This window comes from Amycolatopsis thermalba, from assembly GCF_003385215.1.
GTDB lineage: Bacteria > Actinomycetota > Actinomycetes > Mycobacteriales > Pseudonocardiaceae > Amycolatopsis_E > Amycolatopsis_E thermalba.
Genome location: NZ_PQHW01000079.1, coordinates 18,645 through 32,691, shown reverse-complemented (window position 1 = coordinate 32,691; position 14,047 = coordinate 18,645). Strand labels below are relative to the sequence as shown.

15 protein-coding genes are annotated in these 14,047 nt (G+C 69.8%); 6 read left to right on the top strand and 9 right to left on the bottom strand.

The genetic code is table 11. The features are described 5' to 3' along the window. Both D0D15_RS26015 and phoU read left to right on the top strand, forming a co-directional pair. Nucleotides 1–1,638, top strand: a 1,638-nt coding sequence (locus tag D0D15_RS26015; protein ID WP_425266811.1) for an LCP family protein, incomplete at its 5' end; no start/stop codon positions are given. 77 nt (nucleotides 1,639–1,715) lie between these two features. Further along, complete coding sequence (gene phoU / locus D0D15_RS26010) at nucleotides 1,716–2,381, top strand: phosphate signaling complex protein PhoU (RefSeq protein ID WP_017985796.1); 666 nt, start codon at nucleotides 1,716–1,718, stop codon at nucleotides 2,379–2,381. Nucleotides 2,382–2,386: 5 nt separating this feature from the next. Here phoU and D0D15_RS26005 read toward each other — a convergent pair whose 3' ends face one another. The 3 genes from D0D15_RS26005 to D0D15_RS25995 all read right to left on the bottom strand — a co-directional run bounded on the left by D0D15_RS26005 (nucleotide 2,387) and on the right by D0D15_RS25995 (nucleotide 4,767). Further along, nucleotides 2,387–3,028, bottom strand: coding sequence for a GTP pyrophosphokinase (locus D0D15_RS26005; RefSeq protein ID WP_094003183.1), 642 nt, complete (start codon nucleotides 3,026–3,028; stop codon nucleotides 2,387–2,389). A 22-nt stretch (nucleotides 3,029–3,050) separates the two neighbouring features. After that, on the bottom strand, nucleotides 3,051–3,944 hold the full coding sequence (locus D0D15_RS26000; protein WP_094003185.1) for an EamA family transporter: 894 nt from the start codon (nucleotides 3,942–3,944) through the stop codon (nucleotides 3,051–3,053). A gap of 517 nt (nucleotides 3,945–4,461) precedes the next feature. After that, entirely contained in the window at nucleotides 4,462–4,767 is a 306-nt protein-coding gene (locus D0D15_RS25995) for a putative quinol monooxygenase (protein WP_094003182.1), read from the bottom strand. A gap of 149 nt (nucleotides 4,768–4,916) precedes the next feature. Between D0D15_RS25995 and D0D15_RS25990 the strand changes: the two genes are divergently transcribed. Next, entirely contained in the window at nucleotides 4,917–5,783 is an 867-nt protein-coding gene (locus D0D15_RS25990; protein WP_094003181.1) for a helix-turn-helix domain-containing protein, read from the top strand. 51 nt (nucleotides 5,784–5,834) lie between these two features. Here the strand turns inward: D0D15_RS25990 and pstB are convergent, their stop codons facing one another. From pstB to D0D15_RS25960, 6 genes are all read right to left on the bottom strand, one after another. Next, the gene (gene pstB, locus D0D15_RS25985) at nucleotides 5,835–6,611 is read right to left on the bottom strand and encodes a phosphate ABC transporter ATP-binding protein PstB (protein ID WP_094003180.1); all 777 of its coding nucleotides are present in this window, start codon (nucleotides 6,609–6,611) and stop codon (nucleotides 5,835–5,837) included. 10 nt (nucleotides 6,612–6,621) lie between these two features. Then, nucleotides 6,622–7,548, bottom strand: a complete 927-nt coding sequence (gene pstA / locus D0D15_RS25980) for a phosphate ABC transporter permease PstA (RefSeq protein ID WP_094003179.1) — start codon at nucleotides 7,546–7,548, stop codon at nucleotides 6,622–6,624. After that, on the bottom strand, nucleotides 7,548–8,471 hold the full coding sequence (gene pstC, locus D0D15_RS25975; protein ID WP_094003178.1) for a phosphate ABC transporter permease subunit PstC: 924 nt from the start codon (nucleotides 8,469–8,471) through the stop codon (nucleotides 7,548–7,550). Before pstC ends, pstA begins: the two co-directional genes overlap by 1 nt. A gap of 193 nt (nucleotides 8,472–8,664) precedes the next feature. Beyond that, a complete protein-coding gene (pstS, locus tag D0D15_RS25970) occupies nucleotides 8,665–9,792 on the bottom strand; it encodes a phosphate ABC transporter substrate-binding protein PstS (protein WP_094003177.1) in 1,128 nt (375 codons plus the stop codon). Nucleotides 9,793–10,007: 215 nt separating this feature from the next. After that, the gene (gene mshD, locus D0D15_RS25965; protein WP_094003176.1) at nucleotides 10,008–10,913 is read right to left on the bottom strand and encodes a mycothiol synthase; all 906 of its coding nucleotides are present in this window, start codon (nucleotides 10,911–10,913) and stop codon (nucleotides 10,008–10,010) included. Nucleotides 10,914–10,932: 19 nt separating this feature from the next. Further along, complete coding sequence (locus D0D15_RS25960; RefSeq protein WP_115944800.1) at nucleotides 10,933–11,685, bottom strand: winged helix-turn-helix transcriptional regulator; 753 nt, start codon at nucleotides 11,683–11,685, stop codon at nucleotides 10,933–10,935. A gap of 210 nt (nucleotides 11,686–11,895) precedes the next feature. Between D0D15_RS25960 and D0D15_RS25955 the strand changes: the two genes are divergently transcribed. From D0D15_RS25955 to D0D15_RS25945, 3 genes are all read left to right on the top strand, one after another. Further along, nucleotides 11,896–12,774 carry an LmeA family phospholipid-binding protein gene (locus D0D15_RS25955; RefSeq protein ID WP_162830662.1) on the top strand — a complete coding sequence of 293 codons (879 nt, stop codon included), beginning with the start codon at nucleotides 11,896–11,898 and terminating at the stop codon, nucleotides 12,772–12,774. Between the two features lie 7 nt (nucleotides 12,775–12,781). After that, nucleotides 12,782–13,216 (top strand): TlpA family protein disulfide reductase, encoded by a 435-nt coding sequence (locus D0D15_RS25950; protein WP_094003173.1) that lies wholly within the window; start codon nucleotides 12,782–12,784, stop codon nucleotides 13,214–13,216. A gap of 359 nt (nucleotides 13,217–13,575) precedes the next feature. Further along, the gene (locus tag D0D15_RS25945) at nucleotides 13,576–14,007 is read left to right on the top strand and encodes a DUF4395 domain-containing protein (RefSeq protein ID WP_094003172.1); all 432 of its coding nucleotides are present in this window, start codon (nucleotides 13,576–13,578) and stop codon (nucleotides 14,005–14,007) included. The last annotated feature ends 40 nt before the right edge of the window (nucleotides 14,008–14,047 follow it).

The window sequence follows — 14,047 nt, the reverse complement described above, 5'->3', positions numbered from 1 at the left end:
CCCCCGCCCGCCAACCGTCGCGGGACGCCGCCGCCTGCCAACCGCGCCGCCGGGCACCCCGAGGGCAGCCGCGCCGCCGGGCACCCCGAGGGCAGCCGCGCCGCCGGGCACCCCGACACCACCCGCTCCACCGGGCATCCCGAGGCCGCCGACGCGAGTGCCACCCAGCTCCGTGAACCCGTCGAACGCCCCGGTGGCCCCCGCCGACCGCCGCGGGCTCGGCCTACCTCGCCCGCCGACCGGCTGACCATGACCGACGAGCTGGAACCCGTCGGCGACCACACCAAGGTCCGCCGCAAGATCGACAACACCCTCGCCCGCTTCGCGGCCGCCCACGAGGAACTCGCCGCCGAGGAGGCCAAGCGCCAGGAGCGCCGCGAGCGGTTCATCGCCCGCCCGGTCGCCCTCATCGAGCAGACCCGCACCCGCCTGCAGCGCGTCGTCGCGCCGGTGAAGTCCGACGACGACGGCGAGAAGGCCGCGCCCCAGACCCGCCTGCAGGAGAAGAAACAGCGCCGCAGCGATCGCTCCATCCGCATCACCCGGATCACCTGCGCCGTGCTGGCCGGCCTGATCTTCCTCGCCACCGGCGCCCTGTGGGGCACCAAGACCTGGTTCAACAGCAAGTTCACCGAGATCGCCGCCCTCGACGAGAACTCCTCCGACATCCAGAACGCGGCCGGCCAGACCGGTGACGAAAACTTCCTCATCGTCGGCTCCGACACCCGCGCCGGCGCCACCGCCGAGGAGAACGTGGGCGACGCGGACGCGGTCGGCGGCGCCCGCTCCGACACCGTGATGCTCGCGCACGTGCCGGCCGACCGGAAACGCGTCGTCGTCGTCTCCTTCCCGCGCGACCTGGAAATCTCCCGGCCCGCGTGCGAGCGCTACGACGCCAACACCGGCACCTACTCCAGCGAGGTCGTCGGCGCCGCCACCAAGGTCAAGCTCAACACCGCGTACGCGATCGGCGGCCCGAAGTGCCTCACCAAGTGGGTGCAGCAGCTCACCGGTCTGCGCGTGAACCACTTCGTGGGCATCGACTTCGGCGGGTTCAAGGACATGGTCGACGCCGTGCATGGCGTCACCGTGCACGTCGACAAACCGATCAAGGACTCCGTGCTCGGCATGGTGATCTCCCAGACCGGCGACGTCACGATCTCCGGCGACCAGGCCCTCAGCTACGTCCGCGCCCGCCACGTCCAGGGCGACCTGACCTCCGACTACGGCCGCATCAAGCGGCAGCAGGAGTTCCTCACCGCGCTGCTGCAGAAGGCCATGTCACAGGGCGTCATCACCGACCCCACCCAGCTCACCAACTTCGTGACCGCCTTCGCGCGCGCCACCTTCGGCGACAACATCGGCGTCGACCAGATGCTCACGCTGGCCCAGTCGATGAAGGGCATGGACACCAGCAAGCTCAAGTTCCTCACCGTGCCGACCACGGGCGAGTCGAACACCCGCGGCAACGAGGTGCTCCTGGAGACCAAGTCCAAGGAACTGTTCCAGGCCATGATCGACAACAAGCCGCTGCCCGGCACCCCCGAGTACGAGGCCGCGCAGGCGGCTGCGAGCGCGACCCAGACCCCGCCGCCGAGCTCGTCGAAGTCGTCCGGTTCGAGCTCGTCGGACTCGTGACAACTCGTTAGCCCCGGTTCATGCCCGGTTCACTTCGCGATGCGGCGATTGCCCCGAACGGGTCGTAGAGTGAGGCCATGCGCGAGGCTTACCACGTCGAACTCGAAGACCTGGCCGCGAACCTGGCGGACATGTCGCTCCAGGCCGCGGCCGCCATGAAGAAGGCGACGCAGGCACTGCTCGAAGCGGATCTGTCGCTGGCCGAGCAGGTGATCGGCGACGACCAGAAGATCGACGACGCCCGTGCCGAGAACGAGGAGAAGGCCTACGCCCTCCTGGCGCTGCAGGCGCCGGTCGCGACCGACCTGCGAACCGTGCTGGCCGTGATCCACGCCGCGGAGAGCCTGGAGCGGATGGGCGACCTGGCCCTGCACGTCGCCAAGGCGGCGCGGCGCCGTCACCCGCAGGCCACGCTGCCCGAGCCGGTGCGGAAGTACTTCGCCGAGATGGGCGAGCTGGACGTCCGCCTGGCGGAGAAGGTCGCCGACGTCATCAAGAGCCGCGACGTCGAGGCCGCCCGTGCGCTCGAGGAAGAGGACGACCGGGTCGACGAGATCCACCGCCACCTGTTCACGGTGATCATGGACAAGGACTGGGAGCACGGGGTCGCGGCCGCCGTCGACATCACCCTGCTCGGCCGGTTCTACGAGCGGTTCGCCGACCACGCGGTGTCCGTCGGCAAGCGGATGGTGTTCGTGGCGACCGGCAAGATGCCCGGCTACGCCCACGACGAGGACCTCTGACGCGACTAGGACTGACCGCCCTGCAGACGCTGGTGCAGGGCGGTCATCCGCGCGTCCAGGTCGGCAGCGGTCTCCGCGGCGGCGCGTAGCTCGTCGGCGAAGTCGGCCGGGGCGGTGCCGGCGTACTTGTAGAACAGCTTGTGCTCGACCGCCGCCCAGAAGTCCATCCCGACCGTGCGCATCTGGATCTCCACCTTGACCCGCTCGACCCGGTCGGACAGGAACACCGGGATCCGCACGATCAGGTGCAGGCTGCGGTAGCCGTTCGGCTTGGGCGCGGCGATGTAGTCCTTGGTCCGGACGATCTCGACGTCGTCCTGGCGGCCGAGCATCTCGGCGACCAGGTAGACGTCCGGCACGAACGGGCACACCACCCGGATGCCGGCGACGTCCTCGATGTGCTCGCGGATCGCCTCGATGCTCGGCGCGATGCCCTTGCGGGCGAGCTTGTCGAGGATCGCCTCGGGCGACTTGACGCGGCTCGCCAGGTGCTCGATCGGGTCGTGCTGGTTGGCGAAGTCGAACTCCTCGGACAGGATGCGCAGCTTGGTCATCAGCTCGTCGATGCCGAACTTGTAGACCATGAGTTCGCGCTGGAGCGTCCGAAGCAGCGCAGCTGAGTGGCCGACTTCGTCGAGCACGGTCATGCGGCCAGCCTACCGAGGTTGATCAGGGCGCATCGCGGATCGAGCGGGTCGCCCCGATCGAAGCCACGACCACGCAGCAGATCGCGAGCCACTGCAGCGGGTGCAGCGCCTCCCCCAGCACCAGCAGCCCGGACAGCGCCGCGACGGCCGGTTCCAGGCTCATCAGGATGCCGAACACCCGCGGCGGGATCTTGCGCAGCGCCTCCAGCTCGAGCGAGTACGGGATGACCGACGACAGCAGCGCCACCGCGAGCCCGATGAGCAGCACCCACGGCGACAGCAGGCTCGTGCCGCTGTCGACCACGCCAGCCGGCATCGCCGCGACCGCCGCGACGGCCATGCCCAGCGCGAGGCCCTTGCCCTCCTCGGTGCGCTTGCCCAGGGACGCGCTGAGCAGGATGTAGAGCCCCCAGCAGGCGCCCGCGATCAACGCGAACACGATGCCGAGCATCGACAGGTCGCCCCGCGTCTCGGCGAGCAGCACGACACCGCCTGCGGCCACCATCGCCCACAGCACGTCCATCCAGCGCCGCGAGCCGGCCAGCGCGACCGCCAGTGGCCCGAGGAACTCGATGGTGACCGCGATGCCCTGCGGGATCCGCGCGAGCGCCTGGTAGAAGGTCAGGTTCATGACGCCGAGCACGACGCCGTAGGCGAGGACCACCGGCAGCGCGCGGCGGCCCATCCGCAGCACCGGACGCCACACCAGCAGCAGCACGACCGCGGCGAAGAACAACCGCAGCGTGACCGTGCCGGCCGGCCCGGCGACCGCGAACAGCTGCTTGGCGAGCGAGGCGCCCACCTGCACGCTGACGATCCCGATCAGCACCTGCAGCGGCGGCGGGATGGCCCCCAGGGCCCGCCCGGCGGCCGCGAGCACCCGGGGCTTGGGCAACCGCCCGCCGACACCGTCCACGAAAACCTGAACCACGACCTCGACGCTAGCGGCACCCACCGACAGTTCCCACCGGATTTCCCTCACGTGGTGGGGACCCACCCGGGTCGGTCCGCGGCGGGGAGGCTGGTCTTCCAGGGGCCCGGGCGAGGAGGCGGCACCCGCCGACAGTGCCCGCTGGTTCCGTCGCACGTGCCGGGAGGCACCCGGGTCGGTCTGCGGGAGGTCCTCCAGGACCCCGCGCGACGTGCGGCAGCGAGAAGTGGTGGTCGAGTGCGGCGCTGTCGGCACCCACCGCCAGTGCCCGCCGGTTTCGCCTCACGTGGTGGGGAGCCACCCGGGTCGGTCCGCGGCGGGGAGGCTGGTCTTCCAGGGGCCCGGGCGAGGAGGCGGCACCCGCCGACAGTGCCCGCTGGTTCCGTCGCACGTGGCGGGGCTGCCCGGGTCGGTCCGCGGGAGGTCCTCCAGGACCCGGGCGGCGCTGTCGGCACCCACCGACAGCGCCCATCGAATTGCCTCACGTGCCCGGAGTCCCCAGTCAGTCCACGGCGGGAACGCCGGTCAACCGGCGCAGGGTGAACGGCTCGGCGAGGATCTCCTCCAGAACCCCTGCGACGTGCTCGAAGTGCGGCAGCGAGAAGTGGTGGTCGAGCGCGGCGCTGTCGGCCCACTCCTCGACGATGATCATCCGGCTGGGGTCCTCCGGGTGCGCGTAGGGCTGGTAGCCCAGGCAGCCCTCCTCGGCCAGGGACGGCTCGATCATCGCGGTCAGCTCGTCGCGCAGGCGCTGCTCCTGCCCGGGCTTGGCGGTGAAGCCGGCGATGATGGTGAGGGTGTTCGACATGGCGGAAACTCCTGATCTCTCGGGGTGAACGTGATCCATCCTGCGGCGCCCGCCCGCCCGGACCCAGGGCTTCGTCCAGGCGCGGTTCGCCGAGCCTGGGTCTGCCGGAACCAGGCTCGGCGGCGCCGTTCCCGCGGATACTGGGAACCATGGACCGCGCACAGCAGCTCACCGAGTTCCTCCAGACCCGGCGCGCCCGCCTGAGCCCGGAGGAGGCCGGTGCCACCACCTTCGGCGGGCGGCGCCGCGTCCCGGGCCTGCGCCGGGAGGAGCTGGCGCTGCTCGCCGGCGTGAGCGTCGACTACTACACCCGCCTGGAACAGGGCCGCGCCCGCAACGTGTCCGCCGACATCCTGGACGCCGTCGCCCGCGCGCTCCACCTCGACGCGGACGAAACCGCCCACCTGCACAACCTCGCCCAGCCCACGGCCCGGAAACGGCCCGCCCGCCGCCAGCAGGTCGGTCCCGAGATGCGCCAGGCGCTGGACGCCCTGACCACGGTTCCCGCCTACCTCATCGGACGCCGCCTGGACGTGCTGGCCTGGAACGATCTGGCCCGCGTCCTGGTCGCCGACTTCCCCGCCCTGCCCGCGGCCGAGCGGAACATGGCCCGGCTGGTCTTCCTCGACGACGCGGCCCGTGATCTCTACCCCGACTGGGAGAGCAAGGCGCGCGACACCGTCGCGAACCTCCGCTTCGATGCCGGACGCCACCCGGACGATCCCCTGCTGGCCGAGCTGGTGGGCGAACTTTCCCTGCACAGCGCCGACTTCCGCCGCCTGTGGGCCGGGCACGGGGTGCGCGGCAAGACCCGCGGCCGCAAACGGTTCGCCCATCCCCGGGCCGGCGAGCTGGCGCTCGACTACGTGGCGATGAGCGCCCCGGACGATCCCGACCTCACCATGATGATCTACAGCGCGCCCGCGGGCTCCGACGCCGCGACCGCGCTCCAGCTCCTGGCCACCCTCACCGCCCCGGCGGACCCGGTCGCGCTGCCGGTGGCGGGAACCCCCTGACACGACGAGACCCCCTCGGCGAGGCAGCCGAGGGGGTCTCGTCGAAAGAGATCAGCCGAACCGGCCCGAGATGTAGTCCTCGGTGGCCTTCTCGTTCGGGTTCGAGAAGATCTTCTCCGTGTCGTTGATCTCCACGAGCCGCCCCGGCTGGCCGACGCCGGCCAGGTTGAAGAACGCCGTCTGGTCCGACACGCGCGCCGCCTGCTGCATGTTGTGCGTGACGATCACGATGGTGTAGTCCTTCTTCAGCTCGGCGATCAGGTCCTCGATCGCGAGCGTGGAGATCGGGTCCAGCGCCGAGCACGGCTCGTCCATCAGCAGGACGTCCGGGCGCACGGCGATGGCCCGCGCGATGCACAGGCGCTGCTGCTGACCACCGGAGAGGCTGCCGCCCGGCTTGTTGAGCCGGTCCTTGACCTCGTTCCACAGGTTCGCGCCGCGCAGGGCCCGCTCGGCGATCTCGTCGAGCTTCTTCTTGTTCTTCGTGCCGGCGAGCCTCAGCCCGGCCACCACGTTGTCCCGGATGGACATCGTCGGGAACGGGTTGGGCCGCTGGAAGACCATGCCGATGGTGCGGCGGACCTGCACCGGGTCGACCGAGGACGCGTAGATGTCCTCACCGTCGAGCAGCACCTGCCCGTCCACCCGCGCACCCGGGATGACCTCGTGCATCCGGTTCAGCGTGCGCAGCACGGTGGACTTGCCGCAGCCCGACGGGCCGATGAAGGCCGTGACGTTCCGCGGCGGCACGGACAGCGTGACGCTGTCGACGGCGTGGAACTTGCCGTAGTAGATGTCGAGGTCCTTGACGTCGATTCGCTTGGCCATAGCGGAACGCTCACTTCTTCTTCGGGGCGACCAGGCGGGAGACCACCGTGGCGATCAGGTTGATGAGGGCGATGATGAGGACGAGGGTCAGCGCGGCGCCCCAGATGCGGTCGAAACCGACGCTACCCGGTTCCATCGAGTTCGTGGCCCGTTCGGTGTTCATCAGCAGCGGCAACGAGGCCTGGTTGTCACCGAACAGGTCCCAGTTGACGTACGCGGAGTAACCGACGAGCACCAGCAGCGGCGCGGTCTCGCCCATGACGCGGGCCAGCGCCATCATGACCCCGCTGATGATGCCGGACAGCGCCGTCGGCAGCACGATCTTCATGATCGTCTTCCACTTCGGCACGCCCAGCGCGTAGGAGGCCTCGCGCAGGTCGTCCGGCACGATCCGCAGCATCTCCTCCGAGGACCGCACCACGACCGGGATCATCAGCAGGACCAGGGCCAGCGACACGGCGAAACCGCTGCGCGGCAGGCCGAGCGTGGTGATCCACAGCGCGTAGATGAACAGCGCGGCCACGATCGAGGGGACACCGGAGAGGATGTCCACCATGAACGTGGTGATCTTGGCCAGCCGCGTGTTCCGCCCGTACTCGACCAGGTAGATGGCGACCAGCAGGCCCAGCGGCACCGAGATGATCGCGCACATCAGGCCCTGCTCGAGCGTGCCGATGATGGCGTGCAGGACACCACCGCCGACCTCGTCGGACAGCACCGACCCGAAGTCCTGGCCCCACCAGTTGCTGTACGGGATGCGCTTGATGCCGTTCGCGATCACCGTGTAGAGCACCCACACCAGCGGCGCGACGGCGATCAGGAACGACAGCCACACGAGCACCGTGGCCAGCGCGTTCTTCGCCTTGCGGCCCGTGCTGACGTGCTGGAACGCCGGCGGTGAGGCCAGCTGCTCGGTCTCGGACAGTGTCGTGGTCATCAGTCCGCCTTCCGCTGGCCGATGATCGACCGGGCCGCGAAGTTCACCGCGAAGGTCAGGACGAACAGCACCAGACCGGACGCGATGTAGGCACCGGCGGACTTCGGGTTGTTGAACTCGGCGTAGTTCGCCGCGATCTGCGACGCGAACGTCGCGCCCCCGTCGAACAGGCTCCAGTCGAAGGGCTTGCCCGCCGGGATGTAGAGGATGACGGCCAGCGCGATCGTCTCGCCCAGAGCCCGGCCGAGGCCGAGCATCGACGCGCCGATGTAACCGGACTTGCCGAACGGCAGGACCGTCGTCCGGATGACCTCCCAGCGGGTGGCACCGAGCGCCAGCGCGCCCTCGACCTGGGCGGTCGGCGTGCGCTCGAACACCTCCCGGGACAGCGAGGTGATGATGGGCAGCAGCATCACCGCGAGCACCACGCCCGCGGTGAAGATGGTGCCCTGGAAGTTCGGGAACACGTTGCCGGTGCCGAAGATCGGGATGAACCCGAGCGTCTCGTTGAGCCACTGGGCGATCGGCGCCAGCTGCGGAGCCAGCACCAGGATTCCCCACAGGCCGAAGATGATCGACGGCACCGCGGCCAGCAGGTCGACGACGTAGGCGAACGGCCGCGCCAGCCGCTTCGGCGCGTACTGGGTGAGGAACAGTGCGATGCCCAGTGAGATCGGCATCGCGAGCACCAGCGCGAACAGCGACGTGTAGATGGTGACCAGCAGCAGGTCCAGGATGCCGAACTCGAGGTTCGCCGGATCGCCGGTGTGCCAGATGCGGGAGGTGAAGAAGTTGGCGTTGTTCGCGCCCAGCGCGGGAATCGCCTGCACCAGCAGGAAGATCCCGATCAGCGCGATGAGCGCGACGACGAAGATGCCCGCGCCGGTGCTCAGGTTCTTGAAGATGCGGTCACCCGGCCGCACCTTCGCGGTCTTGTTCGGTGTGGCCAGTGAGGGGGTTCGCTCAGTGGCCGGTGGTTGCGCCGTAATCGGGGGCCTCCGGGAGTGGTCTAGACGCAAGCGGACGCCCACCGGTGTCGCCGGTGGGCGTCCGCCTTTGCGAGTGACTCGCTCATCAGTTACTCAGTGCAAACCGATCAGGGGTTGCGGTGATCGTTCAGGAGATCGCCTTGATCGAGGTCAGCACCTTCTCCTGCAGGGACTGCGGGAGCGGCACGAACCCCTTCTCGGCGATCGGCTGCTGGGCGGTGGTGGCCGCCACGGTCAGGAACGCCTTCATCGCCTTGGCGGTGTCGGCGTCGTAGCCCTTCGAGCAGACGATCTCGTACGTGGTCAGCAGCAGCGGGTAGGCACCCGGGGTGTTGCTGGCGTAGATGGCCTTGAGGTCCATGGCCAGGTCGTTGCTGCCCGGGGTGCGGAAGGTGGCGGCGTCCAGCGCCTTGGCCACGTTCTCCGGGGTCAGCTCGACGGCGCCGGAGCCGCTGTCCAGCTTGGCGGCGCTCAGGCCGTCCTTGACGTAGGACGACTCGATGTAGCCGATGGCGCCGTCGGCGGCCCGGATGCCCGAGGCGACACCGTTGGAGCCCTGGGCGCCGTTGCCGACGCCGCCCTTGAAGGCCTTGCCGGTGCCCTGCGTCCAGGCACCCTTCGAGGCGGCCTCGAGGTAGGTCTGGAAGTTGTCGGTGGTGCCCGACTCGTCCGACCGCGAGAACACCTGGATCGGCTTGTCCGGCAGGTTGACGCCCGAGTTGAGGGCGGCGATGGCCGGGTCGTTCCACTTGGTGATCTGGCCGTTGAAGATCTTGGCCGCGACCTCGCCGTTCAGGGTGAGCGAGGAGACGCCGTCCAGCTTGTAGGCGATGGCCACCGGGCCGACGACCAGCGGCAGGTTCCACGCCTCGCCACCGGCGCAGCGCTCGTTGGCCTTGGTCTGCTCGTCACCGGTCTTCAGCGGCGAGTCGGAGCCGCCGAAGTCGACCTGCTTGGCGGTGAACTGCTTGACGCCGGAGCCGGAGCCGGTCGCGTTGTAGTTCACGATCTGGCCGGCGCAGGCCTTGGTGTACTGCTGGGCGAAGATGTCCACCGCGGTCTTCTGGGCCGTCGAACCCTCGCCGGTCAGCGGCGACTTGCCGCCGCACTCGACGTTGGCGGTCGCGGTCGGCGCGGTCGCCGCACCCGAGGTCTGGGTGTTGCCGGTCGAGGCCGGGTCCGTGCCACAGGCCGCGAGCACGAGGGCAGCGCTCGCTGCGATGCCGAGAGCACCCATCGGCCGCATGATCTTCACTTCATGTCCTCCAGCTATTGAAAGCCATTCGTCGCAACCGGACATTAGGCAGCACGGGTGGACGTGCCCCTCTGTACAGATGAACGCAAAGTGAACAAGGGCGCCAATGTGAGCGGGACAACGTCACTCGAACGGGCGTCGTGTCCGGGCCGTGACCTGCGGGTACGCGATCCGTGATGGAAGGTTGGCGCAGGGTTAACGTAACGGAACGGCGATCACCGTTCGTACTGGACGTCGACCTCGTGCCGGGCGAAGCCGAGCCGCGAGTAGACGGCGATCGCGGGCGCGTTGTCCCCCTCCACGTACAAGATCACCTGCGGCAGGCCGCGGTCCCGGAGGTAACGCAGGCCGGCCAGGGTCAGCGCCTTGCCCAGCCCGCCGCCCTGCGCGCCCGGGTCGACGCCGACGACGTAGACCTCGCCGGTCTCCCGGCCACCGAAGCGGCGCGGGTTGGCCGGGTGGACCTTCGTCCAGTGGAAACCGAGCAGCTTGCCCGCGCCGTCTTCGGCGAGGAAGAACCCGTCCGCGTCGAACCAGTCCGCGGCCTCCTCGGCCCGCAGGTCGTCGACGGTGAGCCGGCCCTGCTCCGGGTGCCAGTCGAAGGCGCGGGCGTTGACCTCGATGACGGCCTGCTCGTCCCGGCCGGGCACGAAGGTGCGCAGCGAGACGCCCTCGGGCAGCCGGGGTTCGGGCCAGTCCGGGTCGACCGGGGTGTGCATGACCAGCAGTTCGCGGGCACGCGAGAAGCCCGCTCGTTCGGCCAGGGCCGCGGCGCCCGGGTGGTCGCCGTGCGCCCAGATCCGCAAGGGCGCGTCGCCGGCTCGGTCGGCGAGCGCGGACAGCATCTCGGTGCCCACGCCCCGGCGCCGAGAGTCCGGCCGCACGATCAGCTCGGCCACCTGGCGGCCGAACGCGTCACCGGAGACGTCCAGGTGGGCGTACCCGGCCAGCACGCCGTCGGCACGGGCGAGCAGGTGCGGCCCGGACGCGAACTCCCCGGGCAACGGCTCGCCGGGGGACACGTCCGGTCGTCCGTCCACCTCACGGGCGGCCAGCAGCAGCTCGCGGACCTCGCGGGTGGTCCGCTCGTCCAGCTCGTCGACCCACACCACGGTCAGCACGGATGCACGGTCTCCCGGATCAGGGGGTGGAGAATTCGGTGGACAGCTCGCTCGCGTCGAAGTTGAGCGAGGTCACGGCGGGCTTGGCGCCTGCCTTGGCCGGGCGCTCGAACTTGTAGCCGACGTTGCGCACGGTGCCGATCATCTGCTCGTGCTCGGGGCCGAGCTTGGCGCGCAGCCGCCGCACGTGCACGTCCACCGTGCGGGTGCCGCCGAAGAAGTCGTAGCCCCAGACCTCCTGCAGCAGCTGGGCGCGGGTGAAGACCCGGCCGGCGTGCTGGGCGAGGTACTTGAGCAGCTCGAACTCCTTGTAGGTGAGTTCGAGGGTGCGGCGGCGCAGGCGCGCGGTGTAGGTGGCCTCGTCGATCACCAGGTCGCCGACCCGCAGCTCGGTGTCCACCTGGGTGGCGCCGCCGTCGCGGGTGGTCGCCAGCCGCAGCCGGGCGTCGACCGCGGCCGGGCCCGCGGTGGGCAACAGGATGTCGTCGGTGCGCCACTCGGCGCTGACCGCGACCAGGCCGCCCTCGCCGATGACCGCGATGATCGGGGTGCTGCCCTCGTCGTCGCCGGTGCCCTTGAGCAGGCGGCAGAGGCTCTTGGCCGACGCGAGGTCGGTGCGCGCGTCGAGCAGGATGACGTCCCGGTGGCCCGCGTCGAGGAGCGCGGTCACCTCCGGTGCGCGGACGCGTACCGTGTGCGGAAGCAGGTCCAGGGCTGGAAGGACTGCGGTGGCTTCCGCCTCGGAAGTGAGTACGAGCAGGTCCAGGCTCATCGCCACACCGCCTTCTTGCTAGTCCGTAGCCTTGAGCGCCCCTGGTCTTAGCGGACAAGACTAGCGGGTGAACAGGGAGAAACCACCTGCTCTGCAGCCTCCGTCACAGTGACGTCACACTGGTGACCCATAGCCTCGGGCTGTCCAGGACCCGGATACGAGACAGATCGGACACCAAGAGTGAGCAGACCTGCGACCCAGGATCGAGCCGTGCCACCAGCGGGACCGAGCCGCCGTGGACGCCGCGCCCGGCGCATCGTCATCAGTCTCGTCGTGTTGCTCGCGCTGCTGGTCGGGGCCGACTTCGGGCTCGCCGCGTTCGCCGAGCACACGGTGTCGCAGAAGGCCCGTGAACAGCTGAAGCTGACCGACGACCCGTCCGTGACGATCCACGGCTTCCCGTTCACCACCCAGGCGATCGGCGGCGACTACGGCCACATCGCGCTGTCCGCGTCCGGGGTGCCGATCAAGGACCTGCGGGACGTGGGTGTGACGGCCGACCTCTACGACGTCACCGCGCCGCTGTCGGACCTGGTGAACGGCAACACCGACGCGATCCGGATCGGCCGCCTGGAGGCCCAGGTGACGATCAAGGCCAGCGACATCAACAAGGTGGACCCGCTGACCAAGATCGAGGACCTGCGGATCGAGCCGTCGAGCATCGAGTACGTGGAGACCGGCCAGGACGCCGAGAGCGGCACCGACAGCGGCGCCGGCGACCAGCAGGGCCAGGACGGCACGACCGAGGAGGAGCAGGACCAGTCGAAGGCCGGCATCCGGATCTCCGGGTACGTGCAGATCGCCGGCCAGCGCATCGAGATCTTCTGCTTCGCCATGATCGAGCTGCACGGCACCGCGATCGACATCGTCCCCAAGCGGCTGCAGTACGGGAATGACAAGGAGACGACCGTTGTTCCGGAAGCAGTGCAGCAGGCCCTGCTGCCGAACTTCAAGGCCACGATCGACACCGGCAACCTCCCGTTCGAGGTCACCCCGACGGCGGTACAGGTGAACAGCGGTTCGGTCACCATCAAGGGCGAGGCCAAGAACGTGACGTTCAGCGGGGCGACCAGCTCAACCGGAGGGTGAGGCGCTGATGACGGGCGTGTGGGTCGTGCTCGGCACGCTGGTGGTCGCGGCCGTCGCCGGCGGGCTGCTCAAGGCGCGCAACGGGCGCGTCCGGTCGGCTCGTCGCGCGCCGGCGGCCGGCCTGCCCGCGCCCGTCGCGGCGGCGCTGGACACCGGCGCCGAGGTCACCCTGGTGCAGATCTCCACCACGTTCTGCACCCCGTGCCGGCACACCCGCGCCCTGCTCGGCCCGCTGGCCGAGCGCACCGACGGCCTGAACCACGTCGACCTGGACGTGACGAACCAGCCGGAGGTCGCGCAGGCGCTGGGTGTGCTGCGCACGCCCACCACGATCGCCTACCGCGCCGACGGCACCGAGCTGTTGCGCGTCGGCGGCGTGCCGAAGGCTCCCGCGCTGCTCGAGGCGCTGCGGCCGCACCTGCCCTCGCGCGTCGCGGAGTAGGCGGCGCGGCCGCCAGTGGGCGGGGCCGGATCAACAGAACTAGAACCTGTTCCAGTCGACCGCGGTGCCCGCCCCGATGGCGTCACGTCCGCTGAGCTGCGCGAAATTATTTTCCTGGATGGTGGGAATGCTCTCACTGGGTGGACACCCCTCCCACTTTCAGGGACGTCCGGGTAGCCTGACGCTCGTGTGCAGGCTGCCACTCACTCTGCTGACGCAACGTCGCGCGGTCGACTTCTGCCGCGTGCGCAGCAGCCTGTGTCTGCTCTAGCGGGTCCGCCTCGGCCGTACCCGCACTCCCCCCGCCGGAAAAATCCCGTTCCGACGCGCGCTCACGCGCGCCCCGCCAGGGAGGTGACATGTCAGCAGGCCCAGCCGTCGATCCCCGTGGACCGCGTTTCGCGGCCGTCATCACCACCATCGTGCTCGCGGTGGTCCTCATCACCGGATGGTGGCCGCTGCTGGCCGTTCAGACGGTCGTGTTCGCGATCGGTGCGTTCGTCGGGCTGAAACCGGCCCCGTACTCGCTGATCTACCGCTACCTCGTGGCGCCGCGGCTCGCGCCGACGTCCGAGCGGGAGGACGCGGCGCCGCTGCGGTTCGCCCAGGGGGTCGGGTTCGTGTTCGCCCTGGTCGGCACCATCGGCTACGCCACCGGGGTCACCGCGCTCGGCATCGTCGCGACGGCGTTCGCGCTGTTCGCGGCCTTCCTCAACGCGGCCTTCAACTTCTGCCTCGGCTGCGAGATGTACCTCCTGATCCGGCGCGTGGCGCCGAGCCAGGCTTCCTGACAAGTCCACCCACGAGAAGAAGAAAGCGAGTAGTGCTCTC

Bases quoted from the DNA above. Each gene is read 5' to 3' on its own strand.
- D0D15_RS25945 (WP_094003172.1), top strand. From the start codon at position 13,576: ATGTCAGCAGGCCCAGCCGTCGATCCCCGTGGACCGCGTTTCGCGGCC.
- D0D15_RS26005 (WP_094003183.1), bottom strand. From the start codon at position 3,028: ATGACCGTGCTCGACGAAGTCGGCCACTCAGCTGCGCTGCTTCGGACG.
- D0D15_RS25960 (WP_115944800.1), bottom strand. From the start codon at position 11,685: ATGAGCCTGGACCTGCTCGTACTCACTTCCGAGGCGGAAGCCACCGCA.
- pstB (WP_094003180.1), bottom strand. From the start codon at position 6,611: ATGGCCAAGCGAATCGACGTCAAGGACCTCGACATCTACTACGGCAAG.
- phoU (WP_017985796.1), top strand. From the start codon at position 1,716: ATGCGCGAGGCTTACCACGTCGAACTCGAAGACCTGGCCGCGAACCTG.
- D0D15_RS25995 (WP_094003182.1), bottom strand. From the start codon at position 4,767: ATGTCGAACACCCTCACCATCATCGCCGGCTTCACCGCCAAGCCCGGG.
- pstA (WP_094003179.1), bottom strand. From the start codon at position 7,548: ATGACCACGACACTGTCCGAGACCGAGCAGCTGGCCTCACCGCCGGCG.
- D0D15_RS25990 (WP_094003181.1), top strand. From the start codon at position 4,917: ATGGACCGCGCACAGCAGCTCACCGAGTTCCTCCAGACCCGGCGCGCC.
- D0D15_RS25950 (WP_094003173.1), top strand. From the start codon at position 12,782: ATGACGGGCGTGTGGGTCGTGCTCGGCACGCTGGTGGTCGCGGCCGTC.